Below are 20,071 nucleotides of genomic sequence, written 5' to 3' on the forward strand. Positions count from 1 at the left end.
TTAAAAAAATTACGAAACATTCAGGGAGGAAGAGGAAAAAATGGAAAATCTGGATCTGCTGTTTAGCCCAAAACAAATTCGTCACATTGAAATCAAAAATAGGATTGCGGTTACCGCGCATGCTACCGCTTTTAACCCTACAAGTAATCCTTCTGATCAATTCATCGATTACAATGTAGCCAAAGCCCGGGGTGGTGTGGGATTGCTGATGACGATGGGATCATCTTCCGTCCATCCTACTTCTCCAAACTCCGACTGGGGCGGAATTCACAACTGGGATGATAGTGTAATTCCTTATTTCAAAAAAATATCAGAAAAAATCAAACCTTATGGTACCGTTCTGATGGCCCAGATTTCACACCGCGGGCGCCGGACCTGGAATGATGTTACCTGGCTCCCAACCTATGCCCCGTCCGATATACCGGAACCAAATCATTATCATATGCCGCATATTGTTCAGCCTGACGATATTGATTGGTTAGTGGATGCCTATGTTCAGGCAGCATTAAGACTGAAAAAAGGCGGATTTGATGGAGTTGAAATCTCGGCAGCCCACGGGCATATGATTGATAACTTCTGGTCGCCAATTTCAAACCGCCGGACCGATCAATATGGCGGCAGCTTGGAAAACCGGATGAGATTTGGCAATCAAGTGATCGACGCCGTTCGAGACGCCGTCGGGGATGACTTCCTAGTGGCGTTAAGGATCACAGGGGATGAACTGATTGAAGGCGGTCTTACCAATGAAGACATGCAGGAAATTGCGCTTCGAAGTGTGAAGAGTGGAAAAATCGACTTGCTCAATGTCATCGGGTCCGTAGGCGCAACGCAATATCACACAGCATTGACCGTTCCATCGATGAACTATCCGCTTGGAATCTTTACCGGTTTTGCCGGGGCCATCCGCTCCTATTTGCAGGAAAATGGATGTGATGTTCCGGTTTTAACTTGTGGAAGAATTGTCCACCCGCTGCAAGCAAACCAAGTTCTTGAAGAAGGGCAAGCAGATTTTGTCGGAATGAACCGTGCCATTATCGCAGACCCTGACCTTCCTAAAAAGGCACAGGAAGGAAAAATAGATGACATCAGAATTTGTATGGGTGCCAATGAAGGCTGTATCGGCAGAATTTATATCGGCAAACCAATGGTTTGTGTCCAAAATCCTCTCATCAGCCGCGAAAGCGAATTGCTGGAATGGAAGCCTGCAGAGGTTGCGAAAAAAGTATTAGTCATTGGCGGAGGCCCAGGCGGACTAGAAGCAGCACGTATGGCTGCAGAGATTGGACATAATGTAACAATTTGGGAACAAAGCGGCCAGCTAGGCGGACAAATTCGTTTGGCAGCCAAAGCCCCTAATCGTGAAGCTTGGGCAAGTTCCGTCGACTGGCTGGAAGGGCAGTGCCGCAAGTTAGGTGTTGAGTTGCAATTGGGTAAAACCGCTACTGTAGACGATGTAGTAGCATTTGGTGCCGATTCAGTCGTTGTTGCAACTGGTTCAACTGCCAGAAGACTCGATATTCCGGGAACGGATTTACCATTTGTTGTTACCGCCAGAGAGGCCTTGGCCGAAACCGCACAAATCGGAGAACGAGTATTGTTTATTGATGAACACCACCATCAAGAAGGTTTATCTGTAGCGGAGTTCCTTGCTGAAAGAGGCCATGTTGTTGAAGTGATTTCACGCCTTTGGGTTGTAGGGGAAGAAATTGACGGAACGATGCGCCCTGATTTATATGCCCGCTTGGATGGCCTGGGTGTACAGATTACTCCTGTAACAAATGCCAAAGAAATCAATGAGGACAAAACCGTGTTAGTTGAACATTATCTATCACACCGTGAATGGGAAATGGGACCATATGATACGGTGGTAGTTGCTGCAAAAGGAGTTGCAAATGACGGCTTATGGAAAGAACTAAAAGGAAAAGTAGCTGATCTTCACCTTGTTGGCGATGCGGTTGCTGCACGCGGTTTAAATAATGCGCTGTTAGAAGGTACAAGGGTCGCTAGACAGATTTAAGTGAAAAGGGGTGGGATTTGTGCCTGAAAAAACAAGTAGCATCGGATTCGTGGAGGATTCACAGATTTGGGTGCTTGCTGAACGGACGGGAAAGCAGTGGGATACAATCACATTGGAATTACTTCAAGATGCCCAGGTGCTGGCCAAAAAGACCGGATGGAAAACACTGGCGATTGTGTTTGGAAAGTCTGAGCTGATCTCGGATCAAGATTGCCATCAATTAGCTGCAAATGGTGCGGATAAAGTTCTTGTTTTACAACATGCGGAACTTGGCAAACCAGGCTCAATGATGGGTTATAGTCAGGTTTTGCTCGACAGCATGAATGGTCAATTCCCCCGGCTGCTGTTGTGTCCGTCCACCCCTTTATGGGTTGAATGCGCTTGCCGTCTGATTGGTGTTTGGGATGGAGTAATCGCCCGTGATGCCATCAGTTTTAAACTTACTCCAGATAACAAGCTTGAGGTCATTCAATCCATCTGGCAAAACAAAGGACAAATGACAATCAGTATGTCTGACAATCATCCATGGTGCGTATGTCTGAAGCCTGGAGTTGCCGGCCTTGGAAAAACGAAACCGCAGGCAAAGGCACAAATCCTGCGCCAGGATGTTAGCAAGAAGCAAACAGAGATTGTTCAAACGGTAGAGTTATTACCGCCAAACCCAAGCGAGCTAGATCTGGTTGAGGCAGAACGGATTGTGGCCGGAGGCCGCGGCATTCAGGGAGTGGAAGGCTTTAAAGCCCTGGAAGAACTGGCATTTCTTCTTGAGGCGGCAGTTGGGGCAAGCAGGGTAGCGGTAGATTTAGGCTGGGTTCCTTATGTTAGACAGGTGGGGCAAACGGGGAAGATTGTAAAACCCCGTTTGTATATCGCCGCTGGGATAGCGGGTGCTTCGCAGCATGTCGATGGGATGCGTGATTCTGAGGTGATCATTGCCATTAATACGGATAAGAACGCAAATATATTTAAGATCGCCCATTTAGGAATTGTCGGTGATGCCGATACCATCATAAGGGGATTAATAGCTGAACTAGAAGCGGGCGGGACATCACAGGCTGCGGACAAAAGACCGAAAGCTGTCAGTTTGATCAATTAAGTGGGGGATGACATATGAAGGTGGCTGTATGCATCGATTCGTTCTTATCGCTGCAAAGTACGACACTCGAGACTGTGAAACAAACGTATTTTGATGAGCAAACATCGGTCAAATATATGATTGAACCATCGAGTGTTGCGGCAATCCAACTGGCAAGTTCACTCTGTGGGAAAGATGATCAATTGATTGCCGTTAGCTTTGGCGGTGAATCTAGTGAAGCGGCTTTGGAGTATGCGTTAGCTTACGGGGTTCACTCGGTTGTTCGGATTAGTAGAATTCCAGGCCTCGTCGGGCAGGATTCTACGGTTACGGCTACTATTCTCGCTAATTGGCTAAGGAAGCAGTCGTTTGATTTGATTATATGCGGTAATGCTGGCGGTACCGGAACACTGCCAGCGATACTGGCAACCTATCTCGGCATGCCAAGTATCCCACGTGTCGATTTCGTCAAAAAACGGGACATGAACACCTTAGAAGTGAGACAGCGCCTCCAGGGTGGCTGGCGTCAAATACTTTCGGTAAGCATGCCGGCATTGCTATCGGTCCAGGCTGGATACTTTCCTGTCAAATATGTTTCCGTCAAACGCCGAAACTGGGCCGGTCAAAATCATGTCCAGATCAAAGTGGTAAATCCGGAGTGGGACGGGCTGCCGGGAACAAAGGTAATCTCAGTGGAAGCGCCGAAACCGCGGACGAAACGGACTGCTATCGACTCAAGTCAAAGTGCGGCCGACCGCTTAAAATTCCTAAGAGGCGGCGGCCCCGCACAGACTGCAAAAGCGGGGAAGGAAGGGGATAAAAAAATGGTGGAAGCGGCACCGTCAGAGGCTGTTCGGGAGATTATTGAATTTCTGAAGAAGAAGGAACTGCTTCCTGAAAAACTTCTGTAAGACTATCTGTCTATCTATTTAGATTGAACAGCGAGGGGATGGTGAAACGAATGACTCTACAACAATTTTTAGGCCTGCTGACCATTTTGTTGGCGAGCTTTTCAATAGTATTGATGCTTCTAAGACTGAGACCTATTTTGCTGGCAATGCGCCGGAGCCGGCCTACTTACCGGATGGATCAGATAGGGAAGCGGCTTTCCTCGATGGTAGTCCAGGTATTTGGACATAAACGGCTGTTGCGCAACCGTTTGGCGGGGATCATCCACCTATTTATATTCAGCGGTTTTGTTATCCTGATGCTGGATATTATTGAAGCGATTGGGCAAGTCATTTCCCCAACATTTTCAGTAGGGGTGGTACTTCAAGCTGTTATCGATTTGTGGGTTTTACTAGTTTTGACTGGCGTGGTTCTGGCTATTTACCAGCGCCGCGTCATCCGTCCGAAGCGCTATGAAGGGTCAGATGAGCGCGATGGAGAAATAATCCTTGGAATGATTTCCGCCATTATGATTGGCATTGTGATCCATACATCGTTTTTTCCGCTTGTCGCAGACTCGTTATACGGGATTGATGAAATGAAAGATGGCCATTTTCTTGGGGTTATGCTTTCTAAGGTTTGGATTGCCCTGGGGCTGGACCAAACCAATATACCCGCTATTGGATATACAATTGGCTATTTAATGGATATCGGAATCATCTTTGCTTTTATGATGTACCTGCCAACGTCGAAACACTTGCATGTCTTTTTTGCAGTACCGGCGATCTTCTTCCGGAAAATGGACCCGCCCGGCCAATTAGTCTCACAAGATGACTCAAATCAGTCTTTGGAGGAGATTAAAACATATGAAGACTTTACATGGAAAGACATTTTGGATTTATATACCTGTACGGAATGTGGACGCTGTCAAGACGTATGTCCTGCCAACAAAGCAGGGTCTCCCTTATCACCGAAGATGCTTATCCTAAACCTAAGGGATGCTCATCTAGAACAACTGCATGGAAATAAGCCGGCAATGAATGAAGATTGGGTAATTGCGGGAAATGTGATTTCTGCTGAAACGCTTTGGTCATGTACCACTTGCGGCGCATGCCAGGAGGCCTGTCCGGTATTCATTGAACATGTACCAAAAATTGTCGGGCTGCGTGCTTCATTGGTTGAGAATGGATTATTAGAAGAACGGGCACAAGCAACGCTGGAGGGTCTCATTGATCACGGAAATGTGTATGGAAAAGACCAAAAGCTAAGACCGGCTTGGGCTGCTTCGGTTGATTACCGCTTCAAAGACGCCCGTAATGAAAAGGTAGATTGGCTGTGGTTCTTGGGTGATGTAGCATCCTTTGAGACGGACCCGGGCGTTTTAAATTCCATTCACTCAGTAAGTTCAGTATTTAAAAAGGCTGATTTAAATGTTGGTTTGTTATTTAACAGTGAAGTAAGCTCAGGAAATGATGCACTTCGCATGGGGGAAATTGGACTTTTTGAACAGCTGGCAAATCAAAACATGGCTTCGTTAAAAGAAGCAAACTTTGATCGGATTCTTACTACAGACCCTCATAGTTTCAACGCGCTTGCTAACGACTATCAAAAGCTTGGGCTAGATAAGCCGGTCTATCATTACAGCCAGGTATTTTTAGAATTATTCAATGAGGGAAGACTTTCCGTTGAGTCCCCGCTTGGAATTAGGGCAACGTACCATGATCCATGTTATATCGGGCGGTGGAACGGGATTTTCGAACAGCCGCGGGAGGTCCTAAATCGTTGCGGGGTTGAGGTTGTAGACATGCCGCGGAATCGCGGGGGAAGCTTATGCTGCGGCGCTGGCGGCGGCCGAATGTGGATGAATGAATCAGGAGTCCAAGAGCGCCCCTCAGAAAGCCGGATTAAAGAAGCCTTAACATTACCTGAAGTAACCCACTTTGTCGTAAGCTGTCCAAAAGATATGGTTATGTATACAGCAGCAGTCGCTTCCCTTGGCGTAGGGGACCAGATCAAAGTGGTTGATATATCAGAGCTAGTACTGATGGCGGTAAATGCAAATGCCGTTCAGGCTGCGGTTTCATAAGGTAAGTGAGGCATGGGGACGGTTCTCATGCCTCATTTTGAGTGGTTCTGGGATAGTGGGGAAGGTTCTGCTGTGTCATTCTGTTCAAAGACAGAAAGTGAGGCATAAGAACCGTCCAACTGTCCCTATGGACCTACTCCTCAACCAATTCCTTCTCGCGTATTTTCAAATTGAATTTTTTTAGCCTGCGAATGACATAGGATTGGGATACACCGAGTTTTTTGGCTGTTTTCCAAGTACTATTGGTATCATTATAAGCTTTAATTAAAATGTTTTTTTCAATCTGTTCCAAATAGATTGGTAAACTCACTTCTTCTACGTTTTGGAAGAGCATTTGTTGAGACTGGTGAAGGGGGAAGTCACTTGGTAAATCGTCAATATCGATTTTTGGTCCAGCAGAGGTAATCACTAATCGTTCCATTAGATTTTCAAGTTCACGAATATTGCCATCCCAGCTGTAATTGTATAAGGCATCCATTAGGTTTTTGGATAAAGTATGTTGACGGCCATACTTTTGATTGAATTTTTTTAAATAAAAATTCAAAAGTGGAATAATATCTTCTTTTCTTTTACGTAAAGGTGGAATTTCCATAGGAAGGATGTTTAAACGATAAAATAAGTCCTTACGGAATGTTCCTGCTTTGACGCGTTCCATTATATTTACATTGGTTGCTGCAATAATTCGTACATCCGCTTGTTGGACTTGGTTATCTCCAATCATCCGATAAGTCTTGTTTTGCAGGAATTGCAGAAGCTTTGATTGTAGATGAAGAGGGAATTCCCCAATTTCGTCTAAAAACAAAGTCCCTTGATCAGCAGCCGTGATTAAACCGAGTTTTCCATTCGAATTGGCCCCTGTAAATGCCCCTTTTTTGTAGCCAAATAATTCAGATTCAATGAGGGACTCTGGAATGGCACCGCAGTCTAAATGAATAAATGGTTTATTATTGCGACTGCTCAGCTGATGAATGCTGTAGGCAAAGGCCGTTTTTCCGACACCTGTTTCTCCTGTTAATAGAATCGTTGTATCGATATCCGCAACCTTTTGAGACCATTCGAAAAGGTGCTGAGCGGCTTTACTTTTTCCAACATAGAAATCTTCATACTGCTGATTTTTTTGTTGTAAGATGAGTTGACGAATTTGCTGTTTATATAGTTGTAGAATAGATTCGATTTTTTCTAATTCACTCGATTGATTGATAACTTGGGATAATTGTCTTGCATGGGTAACGATATATTGGATATCCCCGTTCTCGTCGGGGATATAGTCACTGGAAACTAGCAAGTGAACATTATTTTGAGTGACCTGCGTGGTGCTTACAAACTGTTTTTGTTCGATAACAAGCCGTGCGATAGAAGGGGTAAATAAACCTCGTTTTTCCATTTCTATTACGTTTTGGCCAACCAATTCATCTACTTGTAATACTGAAAAAAAATCATAAGCTGCTTGATTAACCCATAATACATTCCCTTGGTTATCAATAATCCAAATAGGATCTTTTAATGTATTAATAATTTTTAAGAGTAATTGCCCATCAAATTGTTGTAAGATCTTTGCAGTCAAAGTGTTTCCCCCTTTCATAAGATATTTCCTTATGCTAGAAAAGCTTTAAACCTTCAGTATTTTTGATTCGCATGCGACTCAAATTGAACCCCTATGTAAGAAACTATAGCATGTTATAAGACGTTTTCATACATTTTTCGACACGATTTGAATCTAATTAGAATCATTGAGTTGGATATGAATTATAAATTTAGTAAATTCTTTTTTGAATGTGCTGATTTATCAGTCTTTTGAAATTGGCATGCTTCTTGCAATATTACAAAGTGTACTCAAGAAAATGCATCCTAATTGGAACTTAGAAAACAAGTCGGAAACGAATTAAAGAAAAAAGGGGAAATTTTATGCAAGCTGCTAAAAAGATTGAGGAGCCAAAAAAACAATTTGGGGATCAAGGTAATGAGTTGCACCGTGGGCTTAAACGTAGACATATTACTATGATGTCCATTGGTGGAACAATTGGAACAGGGTTATTCCTTGCTTCGGGAAATGTAGTATCGAAGGCAGGTGCTCTTGGGGGCCCTATTGCATATTTAGTGATAGGAATTTTAGTTTATGTCTTAATGAAAGGTCTTGGCGAAATGTCCACCTTCATGCCGACTCCTGGTGCTTATACTACTTATTCGGGTTTGTTTGTCCACCCGGTTTTAGGTTTCATGGTCGGATGGAATTTATACATTAACGGTTTTCTCGGTCTTGGGGCTGAAATTGTAGGAGGGGGAATGATATTAAATCAATTTTTCCCAAACATTCCGCCGGTTGTATTCTGTATCGCGATTTCATTATTGATTCTGGTCTTAAACTTGATCAATGTTAAATCATACGGAGAAGCTGAATACTGGTTTGCAGGAATTAAGGTATTCGCCATTATCATTTTCTTGATTATGGGGGTTCTAATGATCTTTGGAGTGATTGGACATCAAGGATTTATTGGATTATCCAACTGGACGAGCGAGTCCGTGTTCCCGAATGGATTTACAGCCGTCATATTAATGATGACTGGGGTAGTCTGGTCTTATTTAGGGGTTGAAACGGTTGTATCAGCAGCTGGAGAAACGGTAGACCCTCAGAAGAATGTCCCTAAAGCCATCAACACAATCTTCTTCCGGATATTAATTTTTTATGTTGGTTCGATAACAGTTATGGGTTTGGTTGTTCCTCACAAAAATGTAAGCGTTTTGAGTAATGGTTATGCTGGTTTATTTGACTTTGCCGGTATACCAGGTGCGGCTGCAATTATGAATATCGTTATTCTTACATCTTTAGCTTCTGCTGCAAACTCCATCGTATATTTACTTAGCAGAACATTAATTGCATTATCAAAAGAAGGAAAAGCACCGAAAGCATTAGGAAAAGTGAACAAACGCGGGATCCCAACGAATGCGGTTATTCTGACTTTATTTCTGGGTCAGATTTCTCTTATCACCAACTTCGTTTCACCGGATAAAGTGTTCATTTGGCTGACATCCATCGCTGGATTCAATACTCTGCTTGGCTGGTTCGGCAGTTTTCTCTCCCATTATCGGTTTAGAAAATGGCTGGTGGCAAACGGAGGTTCTGTAGACAAGCTAAAGTTCAAAATGGGAACTTATCCGATTCCAACGATCATCTGCTTATTGGTTTTAGTTGGTATTGCCATTTACACCGCCTACAGCCCTGATACAAGATTTTCCTTCTACATTGGAGTACCGATGCTAATATTGTACTTTATTATTGGCAGGTACCTGAATAAAAAAGGGAAGCTGCAGGAAATGAACTATGAGCCGTTCTTAAAGGCGCATATCAATGAAACAGAAATAAAATAAAGAATTTTATTTGTATCATCACGCTAAAATCATTTGATGCAATACCCTGGTAATCCTTCTGGAAAGCAGGGTTTTTGCCATTAATTCAGGGAGACAGAATGAAAATGGAAAGTAAAAATCTAGAATTGGCTATACAATTGCGACATGATTTACATCAGCATCCCGAACTTTCGAATCAGGAATTTTGGACGAAACAATACTTGATTGATTTTCTTAAAAAATATACACAGCTCGAAATTGTCGACAGAGGCTCATGGTTCTATGCAATCTATCACTCCAAGATTGGAAGAAGGAACATAGCTTTCCGAGCAGATTTCGATGCTCTTCCAATAGAGGAAACAATCCATCTCCCATACGGTTCTAAGTTCCCAGGTGTTTCTCACAAATGTGGACATGATGGACATTCTGCAACTCTTTGTGGTTTCGCTTTGGAGATTGACCAGAAAGGCTGTGACAGTAACATCTTCTTCCTGTTTCAGCACGCAGAGGAAACAGGGAACGGTGCTGCCGAATGCTCTGTTTTTATCAAGGAAAACAATATTGATGAAATCTTTGGCTGGCATAATTGGAGTGGTGTTGAAAAAAATACGGTCCATGTCATTGATGGAACAGCACAATTTGCATCCAAGGGTATGTCCATCTATATGGAAGGTGTTCCTTCTCACGCCAGCGAACCAGAAAAAGGTATAAATCCATCATTTGCTATTGCAAAGATCATTGATGCTATTCCTGGATACATTTCTCCTGCAAACAATAAAGGAATCGTTCTATGCACGATCGTTCAAGTGGATATTGGTGCAAAAGCATTCGGTGTAAATGCAAGCAAGGGTGTATTAAGGATGACGATTCGAGCACGTTACGAAGAAGAGATGGTCAAACTTCAGGAGAATCTGGAAAAGGCTGCAAAGGCTGAAGCAGAAAACTATGGGCTCAAGGTGAGCTTTGAGTATCAGGAGGAGTTCCCAGAAACAGCAAACCATAAAGAGAGCTCTGACAAAATTCGTCAAGTCTGCAAAGAAAAAGGCATTCCAATGGCTGAAATGACGGAAGCGTTCCGTGCATCAGAAGATTTCGGTCACTACACGAAACTCACAAAAGGTTCTTACTGTTGTATTGGAAACGGAGAAGACTACCCGAATTTGCATAGCTATGAGTATGACTTCCAAGATGACCTCATTGAAACTGGAGTGGAACTATTCAAAGGACTAGCTGAGCTATAAAAAACTATTTAAAGCAATTTTTAAGTATAAAACAAACCCTAGTTGGGGCATACACGGGGACGGTTCTAGTTGATTATTTCTAGTCCCGCAGAACCGTCCCGTGAACCACTTTTATTGACTTAAAGTATCTGATACTTGGTCAGCCTGCAGCCTTTGTTTTTTTGCTTTCCGGAAATGGAATAGTTCATAGAATGTCGGAATGACAATCAGTGTCAGCAGGGTGGACACGATGAGTCCGAAAATAACTACGACGGCAAGTCCCTTGGAAACAAGGTTTAGGCTCATGGCTGATTCATGCGCAAACAGGAGTGGCAGCATGGCAAATACCGTTGCGAGTGCTGTCATCAAAATCGGGCGAAGACGTACTGTTCCAGCTTCCAATATCGCTTCGCGAATACTCATTCTTTCCTCGTTGTGACGGATTCGGTCAACCAGCACGATCGCATTCGTTACCACAATTCCGACGAGCATCAGCATTCCGATGCCAGAAGAAATATTAATGCTGGAGTTGGTAACAACCAGCCCTAACAGCGAACCAATTGCTGCAAGCGGCAGCGAAATCAAGATAGCGATGCTTGCCCGGAACGACTTTAAGGTGACAAGCAAAATCATAAACACGATTCCAATGGAGAACATGGCAAGTTTGGCGAGTTCCCCTAATTGATCGGATGACTGCATGGAAGAACCGGTAAGTTCCGCGCTTATACCTTTGGCAAACGTATTATCCTTGCTCCAAGTGACAAGCTGTTGCTGTATTTTGCCGGCTACGTCCACCATTTTGTCCGGATTGACTTGAGACGTGACTTGAAGATAATGATGTCCGTCCTTTGTAAAAATGGTACCTTGTTCTTTGCTTTCCTCAACCTTTGCAATGCTTGATAAAGCAACAGGTCCATTTGGAGTCATCAGCTGAAGATTTTTCAAATCGTCTGCCGTTTGAATTTCTTTTAGTGCTCCTAATTTAACGGCGGTGGTCCGTCCGTCTATTTTGATGCTTCCAATGGCAGCAGGCTTAATCATTGCATAAATCGACTGGGAGATTTCCTGCGCATTTGCTACTTTTGAATCTACCTGAATGGTAACGGTTGGCTTTGTATTTTGATCGTTGCTTTCTACTTTTAGGACGCCATCAATGCTGCTGATTTTTTCCTTCACCTTATCAGCGGCTTTTTTAATGTCGTCATCATTCTTTCCAATGACATCAATGGAAACAGTCGTTTTGTTGGTTCCCATTAATCCAGCGGTGTCAGCTGTAAGCTCCGCATCGGGGAACTGATCTTTTGTTTTTCGGATGTCTTTTACAAATTTGGCGGAATCGGTTCCCTCTTTAGGAAAAACCATAAAACGTACCATATTTGCATCCTGCAGATTGCCATATTGGGCAGCGTCCTCATTGACTCCCGCTATGGTAATATGGGTTTTTACACCCTCTTTATCAGCAAGGATGTTCTCCATTTTCGCAACCCCATCTTCCATTTCGCTAAATGGAGTTCCGTTTTGATAGCGAAGACCGATTTCTATATAGGCGGAATCCTTTTGATCGACAGACCCTTTAGGCATGCTCACAAATAACCCGACAGACCCGACCACAACGAGAACGGCTATTGTGATGGGCAGCCATTTATGGTTAAGCGACCATTTCAACAGTGATGGGTAGAAGGAATTCTGCTTGTGTTCTTTCATCTTTACTTTTGACATCATCCGGCCGCTGAGTGCTGGAACCACTGTCAGCGAAACAAGCAGTGAAGCTAGTAATGAACAAGTGATTGTAATGGCGAACGGAGCAACAATATCACGTAAACCTCCAGAAACAATCAGCATTGGAAGGAATACGGCCACCGTTGTGAGAGTGGAAGACGTAATGGCTGCTCCCACTTCTTTTACCGCTTCTACCAGAAAAGCGGGGGTCAATTCATTATCTTTTTTCCTTCGGTAAATATTTTCTACTACCACGATACTGTCATCTACTAACCGTCCGACTGATACCGCAATTCCTCCGAGCGTGAGGATGTTTAAGGTAACGCCAAAGAAAGAAAGTAGAATCATCGTAATGCAAAGTGACAGCGGAATACTGACAATCGTGATCAGGGTCATCCGGAAACTGCGCAGGAATAACCAGATAATAAGTGTTGCAAATAATGCTCCAGTCAATACTTCTCTTGTCATCGAATTGATGGAATCAAGAACTGTATCGCCCAAATTCATCACAATCGTTGCTTGGAGCGTTCCCTTGTAGTCTTGATTGATTTTTTTAACAGTGTCTTGGACCTCTTGCCCAAGGGTTACGGCATTGGAGGTAGAATCCTTCTGAATAACAACGTCAATGAAATTCTTTCCGTTCAAATGGGTAATGCTTTGTGTATCTTTTTGCATGGTAATATCGGCAACATCCTGCAGTTTAGTGTCACCATTTAACTGGATGTTTTTGAGGTCGTTAAGCGATTCTAATTTGCCTGTTACGATAATGCTTGTTGCTTCGTTATTTAGCGTTTGCTCCCCCATTGCGACGGATGCATTTTTTCCTTGAAGAAGAGTATAAAGTTTTTCAAGCGGGAACCCAGCAGCGGCTAATTTTTCTGGATCGACTTTAATCATTACCTGTTGATTTTTCCCGCCGTTTACGATGACATTGCCGATACCTTTTAAGTCTTGGAACATCGGCATAATCTCATTTTCTACAAGATTTAGCTCAGTATTGCCAACTTCCTTATCAAAGGTGAGGCCTAATTCTACAATTGGAATTTCAGATGTGTTGAGGTTGACTACGTATGGTTTCATGACTCCATTGGGGAGATTGACCATCGAAATTCTTTCTTGTATTTGCTGTTTTGCCTCTTTGATATCAATGCTGGATTCAAAGGTGACCGTCAATTGGGTAAAGTTATTCCCGGTTTGTGCGACTACATTTTGTTTTCCTTTGACGCCGTTTATGGCTTTTTCAATTGGCTGTGTGACCTGTTCATCCATGCTGACGGCATCGACGCCGTTTCCGACGACTGAAATCGTAACGTACGGCTGATCAGCAGATGGCATTAGCTCCATTGGAATCGTAGTGTAACTGAAAATACCAAAGATCATTGAGGCAAGTACGGAAAAGGTTAATGCCGCTTTATTCCGTAGCGCCCACTTGGTAAACCAAGTCATAATATGTACCCCCTAGTACAAAAGTAATACAAACAGGTAAATTATACCTTTTCTGCCACATTCTGAATAGTCCGTTTTTCTTAAATTTACAAAAAAATAACCTAAGAGGACGATCCAGCTGGCAGTTTGTATTTAACAATCTTGATTATAGGGCCACAGGGCATTTCCGATATAGTAACCAAAGTCAATAAATCTATGTGACTTTCGTCATCAATGAGGCATGGGGACGGTTCTTGTGCTTCATTTTTACATGGATCTCTTTGACATAAGTCTGTATATTAGATTCCTTTTGTCATTAAAATACGGCTGCAGAAGCAAGAGGCAGACGAGGTCTCTTAATTAAATGCAAGAAAGTAGCAAAAAATAATATAATAGGTGGATAAGCCAAATGTGTAAGGCAGGGAAAATGAATGAACGATCATCAGCAAACAGATACTCCAAATCCAAATATTAATCGAAATGGACTTACACCTGAATACATTGAAGCCGGGCATAAGTTAAGGGAAAAATTACTCTATAGAATTCAAATGGGTGATCGGGACTTGATAACTGAATTTGAAAATGATGCATTTCTGATGCTTAGAGATGACCAATTTAACCTTCTAAACAGGGTCCCGAATAATAAAATTCGATCCTATAAAAATATTCTATTATCACACAATACCCTTTATAGCTATGCGGCAGAAAAGGGCGGATTAAGCCCATGGCAATGCCACTTTATCTCAGAAAAATATGCCATTATGATTGAGCATGCCGAAACCATCGCTAAACTAGATCAGATTCATTCATTTATGATAAAAGAGTATTCCGACCCTAAAATCCGAAAATCAAATAGCGGCAGCTTAACAATTGTGGAGAAAGCAGAAAACTATATAGAGATGAACTTTGCAGAGGATATTTCAATGGAGGAAATAGCCCGAAAAATACATGTTCACCCCTCACATTTAATGCGGGCGTTTAAAAAAGAAAAAGGCATAACAATCAGTAATTACCGGAACCTAAGAAGAATGAAGGAAGCAAAGGAGCTCATCCTGAACTCAAATCTCACCATGACGGAAATTGCCATCATGGTAGGATTCAGCAACCCCCAATATTTCTCCAAATTTTTTAAAGAGGTAGAAGGAATCACCCCGGTCGAATTTAAAAAGCTGAAAAAGAAATGAAGGGCGCGTGAGTAGTTCATGCGCTTATTTTCTGCGTTCTGGGACTTTTTTTAAAACAGAAATTTCGCAATTATACTATAAAAGGATGCAACTATAATATAAAAACGTTTTCAAAATCAGATATATACTTAATTTCAAGAAATAAATTAAGCGTTTGCAAAATCTACAAGGAAAAATGGGGGTTTTATATGAAAAAGTTTGGAGTAAGAGACCAGGTTGGATATGCGCTAGGGGATATTGGGGGAAGTTTTGTTAACTTATATATAGGTGGGTTTTTCTTAATCTTCTGTACCTACGTATTAGGGGTAAGCCCTTACTTTATGGGAACGATGTTTTTATTGGGCAAATTCTTTGATGCAATTTGCAATGTGGTAATGGGGACTCTTCCTGACCGTTGGAAATTAGGCAAATCTGGCGATAAATTCTTGCCGTATATTAATATTTCTAAATGGATTTTAGCCGCTTCCTGCTTATTAGCTTTTGCAAACGTATCCAGTTGGGGATCCGCAGCAACTCATATCTGGGTAGTATTCGTTTATTTATTCTTCTGTGTTGCTTATACAGCTGACTCGATCCCTTATGGCTCGCTAGCATCTGTTATTACAAATGATCCTGTTGAACGCACAAAATTATCTCGTGCCCGTGCGATTGGCGGTATGGTTGTTGGAGTTGGATTCTTATCCTTCGTTCCAATGTTTATCTATGATAAATCTAAGGCTGTAGTTCCGGATGCATTCTTTCAAATTGCCATTGTATTTAGTATTTTATCGGTATTAGCTTATACAGGACTTGTAAAATTATCAACAGAACGTATTCGTGATGATCATACAGCAGGAGCCAATTCCGATTACAGTTTTAAGGATGCATTTAAGGTAGCGATTAAAAATAGACCTTTAATTGGAATGATGGTTGCATCAATAGGTTCTCTTCTTATGATCAATGGTGTAAGCCAATTAGCTCCAATTGTTTTTGCGGAACGTTATGGTATGCCAAGCGCTTTTGCTATCAACTCTTTCATTAGCATTGGTGTCACGCTCGTGTTATTCGCGATAGTTCCTAAACTAGTTGTGAAGTTTAATAAAAGAAATTTAGTCATAGCTACTGCGATCTTTAGTTTAGTTGCAACAGCCATAATGACATTGGTTACAATTCAAAACGTATATGTGTTTATGGTTTTATATAACCTTGCTACAATCGGTTCTGCTGTCTTCGTTATGGTTGTTTGGGCTCTTGTAACAGATTGCATCGACTATGCAGAGCTTCAAACTGGGAAACATTACGAAGGAACACTTTATTCCTTGTATTCCTTTGCTCGTAAAGTGGGGATGGGTTTAGGTTCCGCTCTCGGCAGTTATGCATTAGGTTGGGTAGGCTTCGTTTCCGGGGCAAAATCTCAATCACCGGCAGTAGCAGAAGGTGTATTAAAAATGTACACCGGCATGCCAATCGCTGCATTCATTTTAATGTTGATTGGTGTAGGGATGATCTATAACCTGAATGAAAAGAGAACAAATGAAATGTATGCGCTATTAAAAGAAAGAAGAGCAGTTTAATAGGTTTTTATAGAAATTTCAAGAAAGAAGAGATTCATATGCGTACTAGATTCCTTTCAAAACTGACCAATGGGGAAGTTGAAGAATATTTAAATAGAAATGATATTATATTTGTTCCTGTTGGAGTAACGGAAACACATGGAGCTTTACCGCTGGATTCCGAGACGGTATTAGCGGAAGCGATCGCTTTAAAAATGGCGGAAGAATCAGATGGGCTTGTGTTGCACAACTTACCGTATTTCTTCCCAGGCGGAACGATTGTCGGCCGGGGAACGATTCAAATGAGCGTAAAGGACGGAATGGCGTATTTAGATAAAATCGCCAAGTCTCTGCTGAATCAAGGCTTTAGACGGCAAATCTATATCACCAGTCATGGCCCGGCTTATTTGACCGTAAGCGGCATGGTTCGTGATTTCTTTGATGAGACGAAAGTGCCTGCCCTGTATATGGACGTTTTAAAAGCAGCAGAGGCAGCTAATTTCAATCTGATGGATTCATTCCATGAGATGACGATTGGTGCTTATAAAATTTTAGGCAGATTAGAAGATGTTCCATTGAATATGCCTGAATCTCCTTCTGTGACTTACGAAGTGCAGCATATGTTAGCAGGGATGAGTAAAAATCCCGGCAATACATTAGGGAAGTACGCTTACCAATCCGGCGCAGTGGGTTCTTACTTCTATGAGCCGTCTGATCATATGGCTACACCGCTTTTGACAACAGCTGAGGAAAGAGAAGGGCATGCAGATGCAGGTGTCCAAGCCATTAATGAACTTGTGAAAGCATTGGATATGCCGGCTATCGTTGAAACCCTTCGTCAGGTGGATGATTATACGAGGGATACCATTCTTCCAAAATACGGGGCACATTTGCCAGGCGGAAAGGCATAAATTTCAATGAATAAATGAGGTCTTCAAAAAGCGATTCTTAATATGGGAGTCGCTTTTTTGTAGTTCAGGTACCTGTCGTTTAATCTTCTCGTCGGTAGGAGAACTACATGGAGGAAAGTTTTAAGAGGAACCTAAATCATAATTTATCCGTTTCAAAAACTGGGTTCACAACCATATAAAACACCATATATATAAAGAAAAAAGTCAACAGAGGTAGAAACATTGGGTAAACAAAATAACCGATTTAGATGGATTGTATTTGCTTCCGTACTGTTTACTTATTTATTTATGTCGAGCCAGCGGACTGCTCCGGGCTTGATTACGGACCAATTGATGAGGGATTTTCATGTAACCGCAACAACGATTGGATTACTGGCAAGCATTCAATTTTTTGTATACACGGGTTTGCAAATTCCGATGGGGATTATGGCTGACCGATTTGGCCCCAATTTTTTTCTCATTATCGGCGCGATCCTTACGGGTCTTGGTACCATCATTTATAGTCTCGGCACCCATGAGTTTGTTTTGTTTTTTGCGAGAATCCTGACGGGGATGGGGGATGCAACCATCTGGGTCAATATGGTGTTAATCTTGAGCCAATGGTTTAATGCGAAGGAATTTACCCGCTTAATAGGTGTGGCGGCCATGACGGGGAGTCTTGGTTTTCTGCTGGCGACAGTCCCATTCTCCTTATGGATTGACCTGCTTGGTTGGAGGGCAGCGTTTTTTTCAACCGGTCTATTATTATGTCTTTGTGGCATTTTCCTTTATTTTGTGCTCATCAAAAAGCCAAAACAAATCCTTTCTGATAAAACAATAATTGAAAAAGAAGAGATCCAACGGGAGAAATCGTTGGTATTGTTGCGAAGAATTGTTTCGAATCGCCAGGCATGGGCGTTATTCTTATGTCACTTTGGGATTGTCGGAACATATGTAGGTTTTATCGGTTCATGGGCTGTGCCCTATGGGATGGATATGTATGGAATGACACGTTCCGAGGCGAGCCAGCTCATTTTGATTGGTCTGGTCGGGGCACTGATTGGTGCTCCTTTATCTGGCTGGATTTCAAGCCGGCTAGAGATGATTAAACGCCCTTATGTGTTTGTCCATATCATTCTATTATTAAGTTGGTCTACCTTTCTTTTATTTAATGGGAATCCTCCCAATTTCTTATTAACGACGCTTTTCTTTGTTATTGGCCTTGCGTATGGGGCAAATGCCTTAACGTTTGCTGCTGTTCGTCAATCTTTTCCAATCATGGAATCCGGCCTAGCCTCCGGATTTGCGAATACAGGTGGATTCTTAAGTGCCGTATTGCTGCCAAGTATCTTTGGAAATGTCTTGGATCACTTTCAGATCGCTTCAGGCAGTTTAAGCGCCGGCTACTACCACGGTTTCATCACACCCGTCATCTTCTCCATAATTGGCTTAATTGGAGTAATCACACTCAAGGAATGAGGCATGGGGACGGTTCTTTTGCCTCATTTTTTATTTTTCAACTCGACAAATGTTTGCATATTTTTTATATGATAACTATGCAAAATCCTTAAGTTGCAATGTTTTTTTAGTATTTAATCAAATGTTTGTGTAAACGACAATGTTTTTAGCTGTAAAATAAATAAATGCTTATTTTGGTTTCACTATTATTAATTTAAAACAAACGATTATTTAAAAAAATAAATGGGGAATTATGTCGGAAGTTGGTAAACTGCAAATAGGACAGTCCCCTTTAACGTTAAACGTAACGGGAGACTGTCCCTTTTTGGGTGCTAAACTCTAGATACATTATTATGAACTTGCTCCAATTTAGTGGCGATTGCAGTAACCATATCCGTTGTTACTTTAGGAAGCTGGGACTTTAAGATTGCATTAACCACCGGCCCTATCGCGCCGCCGGCAGTGAGCTCAAGAAAGCCTGTGATCCTCGTTTTATTTTTATCCACCGCTTCTGCCAGGAAATATCCTTCTCCAGAGAGCCCCTCATTTACCCCCTTTAACTGAAAAGTAATTTTTGTCGGTTCAATCCATTCCTTTACGGTGATCATCAGACTAATTTTTTTCTTTATGAATCCGATGTTACTATTAAACTCCCAAGTAGACTGACGGTTCGTAAATTTCCGGTGTTGAATATATCCGGGGATAAGTGGAGCCCAATTATCCATATCCTTAACAAAATCCCAAACCTTATTGATTGGGACATCCACCTCAGTTTGATACATTCCGGTTGGCATTCATTTTCCTTCTTTCCGTTACAATATTAAGGTCTTCTTATATCTATATGTTCCATGAATTAAAGGGAGATTTGTCCCTTATAGCTTGGGTGAAGGATTTCAATGGTTTCGAATGTACCGGTACTTTAATTCAATAAGAATGCGGTGTTGTTTAGGGATTTAACATAAAAAAGCAAAAAAATATATTGACGTGTTAAAAATAATCTAGTAACATAACATTTGTCGCTAAGAGAGATAGCAAAAAACATTTTATCTCTAAAAAACAGTTGACATTTAAAGATCACTACTGTAATATTAATTACTGTTGCTGAGTCGGGTTGCTGCCTTTTTAAAAAAGCAGTTGACTAGTTCAGAGAGAGATGGTATATTATAAATCTGTCTCTAATAAATTGTTCTTTGAAAACTAAACAAACAAAAACGTCAACAAACAATAATTAT

13 protein-coding genes are annotated in these 20,071 nt (G+C 41.9%); 10 read left to right on the forward strand and 3 right to left on the reverse strand.

The features are described 5' to 3' along the window. The first annotated feature begins 40 nt into the window (after positions 1–40). The 4 genes from ACFPA1_RS28550 to ACFPA1_RS28565 are packed head-to-tail and all read left to right on the forward strand — an operon-like array spanning position 41 to position 6,066. Complete coding sequence (locus ACFPA1_RS28550; protein ID WP_378588413.1) at positions 41–2,017, forward strand: FAD-dependent oxidoreductase; 1,977 nt, start codon at positions 41–43, stop codon at positions 2,015–2,017. 19 nt (positions 2,018–2,036) lie between these two features. After that, positions 2,037–3,113, forward strand: a complete 1,077-nt coding sequence (locus tag ACFPA1_RS28555) for an electron transfer flavoprotein subunit alpha/FixB family protein (protein ID WP_378588415.1) — start codon at positions 2,037–2,039, stop codon at positions 3,111–3,113. 14 nt (positions 3,114–3,127) lie between these two features. Beyond that, positions 3,128–4,003 carry an electron transfer flavoprotein subunit beta/FixA family protein gene (locus ACFPA1_RS28560; protein ID WP_378588418.1) on the forward strand — a complete coding sequence of 292 codons (876 nt, stop codon included), beginning with the start codon at positions 3,128–3,130 and terminating at the stop codon, positions 4,001–4,003. Positions 4,004–4,053: 50 nt separating this feature from the next. Further along, positions 4,054–6,066, forward strand: a complete 2,013-nt coding sequence (locus tag ACFPA1_RS28565) for a (Fe-S)-binding protein (RefSeq protein ID WP_378588420.1) — start codon at positions 4,054–4,056, stop codon at positions 6,064–6,066. Positions 6,067–6,199: 133 nt separating this feature from the next. Here ACFPA1_RS28565 and ACFPA1_RS28570 read toward each other — a convergent pair whose 3' ends face one another. Further along, complete coding sequence (locus tag ACFPA1_RS28570) at positions 6,200–7,630, reverse strand: sigma-54 interaction domain-containing protein (protein WP_378588423.1); 1,431 nt, start codon at positions 7,628–7,630, stop codon at positions 6,200–6,202. Between the two features lie 341 nt (positions 7,631–7,971). Between ACFPA1_RS28570 and ACFPA1_RS28575 the strand changes: the two genes are divergently transcribed. Both ACFPA1_RS28575 and ACFPA1_RS28580 read left to right on the forward strand, forming a co-directional pair. Further along, positions 7,972–9,432 (forward strand): amino acid permease, encoded by a 1,461-nt coding sequence (locus tag ACFPA1_RS28575; RefSeq protein ID WP_378588425.1) that lies wholly within the window; start codon positions 7,972–7,974, stop codon positions 9,430–9,432. Between the two features lie 104 nt (positions 9,433–9,536). Next, complete coding sequence (locus ACFPA1_RS28580) at positions 9,537–10,652, forward strand: M20 metallopeptidase family protein (RefSeq protein WP_378588427.1); 1,116 nt, start codon at positions 9,537–9,539, stop codon at positions 10,650–10,652. Between the two features lie 111 nt (positions 10,653–10,763). Here the strand turns inward: ACFPA1_RS28580 and ACFPA1_RS28585 are convergent, their stop codons facing one another. Next, positions 10,764–13,796: an efflux RND transporter permease subunit gene (locus ACFPA1_RS28585; protein WP_378588430.1), complete on the reverse strand. Its 3,033-nt coding sequence runs from the start codon at positions 13,794–13,796 to the stop codon at positions 10,764–10,766. 410 nt (positions 13,797–14,206) lie between these two features. Here ACFPA1_RS28585 and ACFPA1_RS28590 point away from each other — a divergent pair, with 410 nt between their 5' ends. The 4 genes from ACFPA1_RS28590 (at position 14,207) to ACFPA1_RS28605 (ending at position 18,860) form a co-directional block, all read left to right on the forward strand. Continuing rightward, entirely contained in the window at positions 14,207–14,959 is a 753-nt protein-coding gene (locus ACFPA1_RS28590; protein WP_378588432.1) for a helix-turn-helix transcriptional regulator, read from the forward strand. 188 nt (positions 14,960–15,147) lie between these two features. Continuing rightward, positions 15,148–16,512: an MFS transporter gene (locus ACFPA1_RS28595; RefSeq protein ID WP_378588435.1), complete on the forward strand. Its 1,365-nt coding sequence runs from the start codon at positions 15,148–15,150 to the stop codon at positions 16,510–16,512. Between the two features lie 38 nt (positions 16,513–16,550). Then, the gene (locus ACFPA1_RS28600; protein WP_378588438.1) at positions 16,551–17,402 is read left to right on the forward strand and encodes a creatininase family protein; all 852 of its coding nucleotides are present in this window, start codon (positions 16,551–16,553) and stop codon (positions 17,400–17,402) included. A 222-nt stretch (positions 17,403–17,624) separates the two neighbouring features. After that, positions 17,625–18,860, forward strand: coding sequence for an MFS transporter (locus ACFPA1_RS28605; RefSeq protein WP_378588441.1), 1,236 nt, complete (start codon positions 17,625–17,627; stop codon positions 18,858–18,860). A gap of 311 nt (positions 18,861–19,171) precedes the next feature. Here ACFPA1_RS28605 and ACFPA1_RS28610 read toward each other — a convergent pair whose 3' ends face one another. Next, entirely contained in the window at positions 19,172–19,633 is a 462-nt protein-coding gene (locus tag ACFPA1_RS28610; protein ID WP_378588443.1) for a CoxG family protein, read from the reverse strand. Between the last annotated feature and the right edge of the window lie 438 nt (positions 19,634–20,071).

The sequence above is a fragment of the Neobacillus sp. GCM10023253 genome, assembly GCF_042653105.1.
GTDB lineage: Bacteria > Bacillota > Bacilli > Bacillales > Cytobacillaceae > Neobacillus > Neobacillus citreus.

Bases quoted from the DNA above. Each gene is read 5' to 3' on its own strand.
- ACFPA1_RS28595 (WP_378588435.1), top strand. From the start codon at position 15,148: ATGAAAAAGTTTGGAGTAAGAGACCAGGTTGGATATGCGCTAGGGGAT.
- ACFPA1_RS28585 (WP_378588430.1), bottom strand. From the start codon at position 13,796: ATGACTTGGTTTACCAAGTGGGCGCTACGGAATAAAGCGGCATTAACC.
- ACFPA1_RS28610 (WP_378588443.1), bottom strand. From the start codon at position 19,633: ATGCCAACCGGAATGTATCAAACTGAGGTGGATGTCCCAATCAATAAG.
- ACFPA1_RS28580 (WP_378588427.1), top strand. From the start codon at position 9,537: ATGGAAAGTAAAAATCTAGAATTGGCTATACAATTGCGACATGATTTA.
- ACFPA1_RS28575 (WP_378588425.1), top strand. From the start codon at position 7,972: ATGCAAGCTGCTAAAAAGATTGAGGAGCCAAAAAAACAATTTGGGGAT.
- ACFPA1_RS28560 (WP_378588418.1), top strand. From the start codon at position 3,128: ATGAAGGTGGCTGTATGCATCGATTCGTTCTTATCGCTGCAAAGTACG.
- ACFPA1_RS28565 (WP_378588420.1), top strand. From the start codon at position 4,054: ATGACTCTACAACAATTTTTAGGCCTGCTGACCATTTTGTTGGCGAGC.
- ACFPA1_RS28550 (WP_378588413.1), top strand. From the start codon at position 41: ATGGAAAATCTGGATCTGCTGTTTAGCCCAAAACAAATTCGTCACATT.
- ACFPA1_RS28590 (WP_378588432.1), top strand. From the start codon at position 14,207: ATGAACGATCATCAGCAAACAGATACTCCAAATCCAAATATTAATCGA.
- ACFPA1_RS28600 (WP_378588438.1), top strand. From the start codon at position 16,551: ATGCGTACTAGATTCCTTTCAAAACTGACCAATGGGGAAGTTGAAGAA.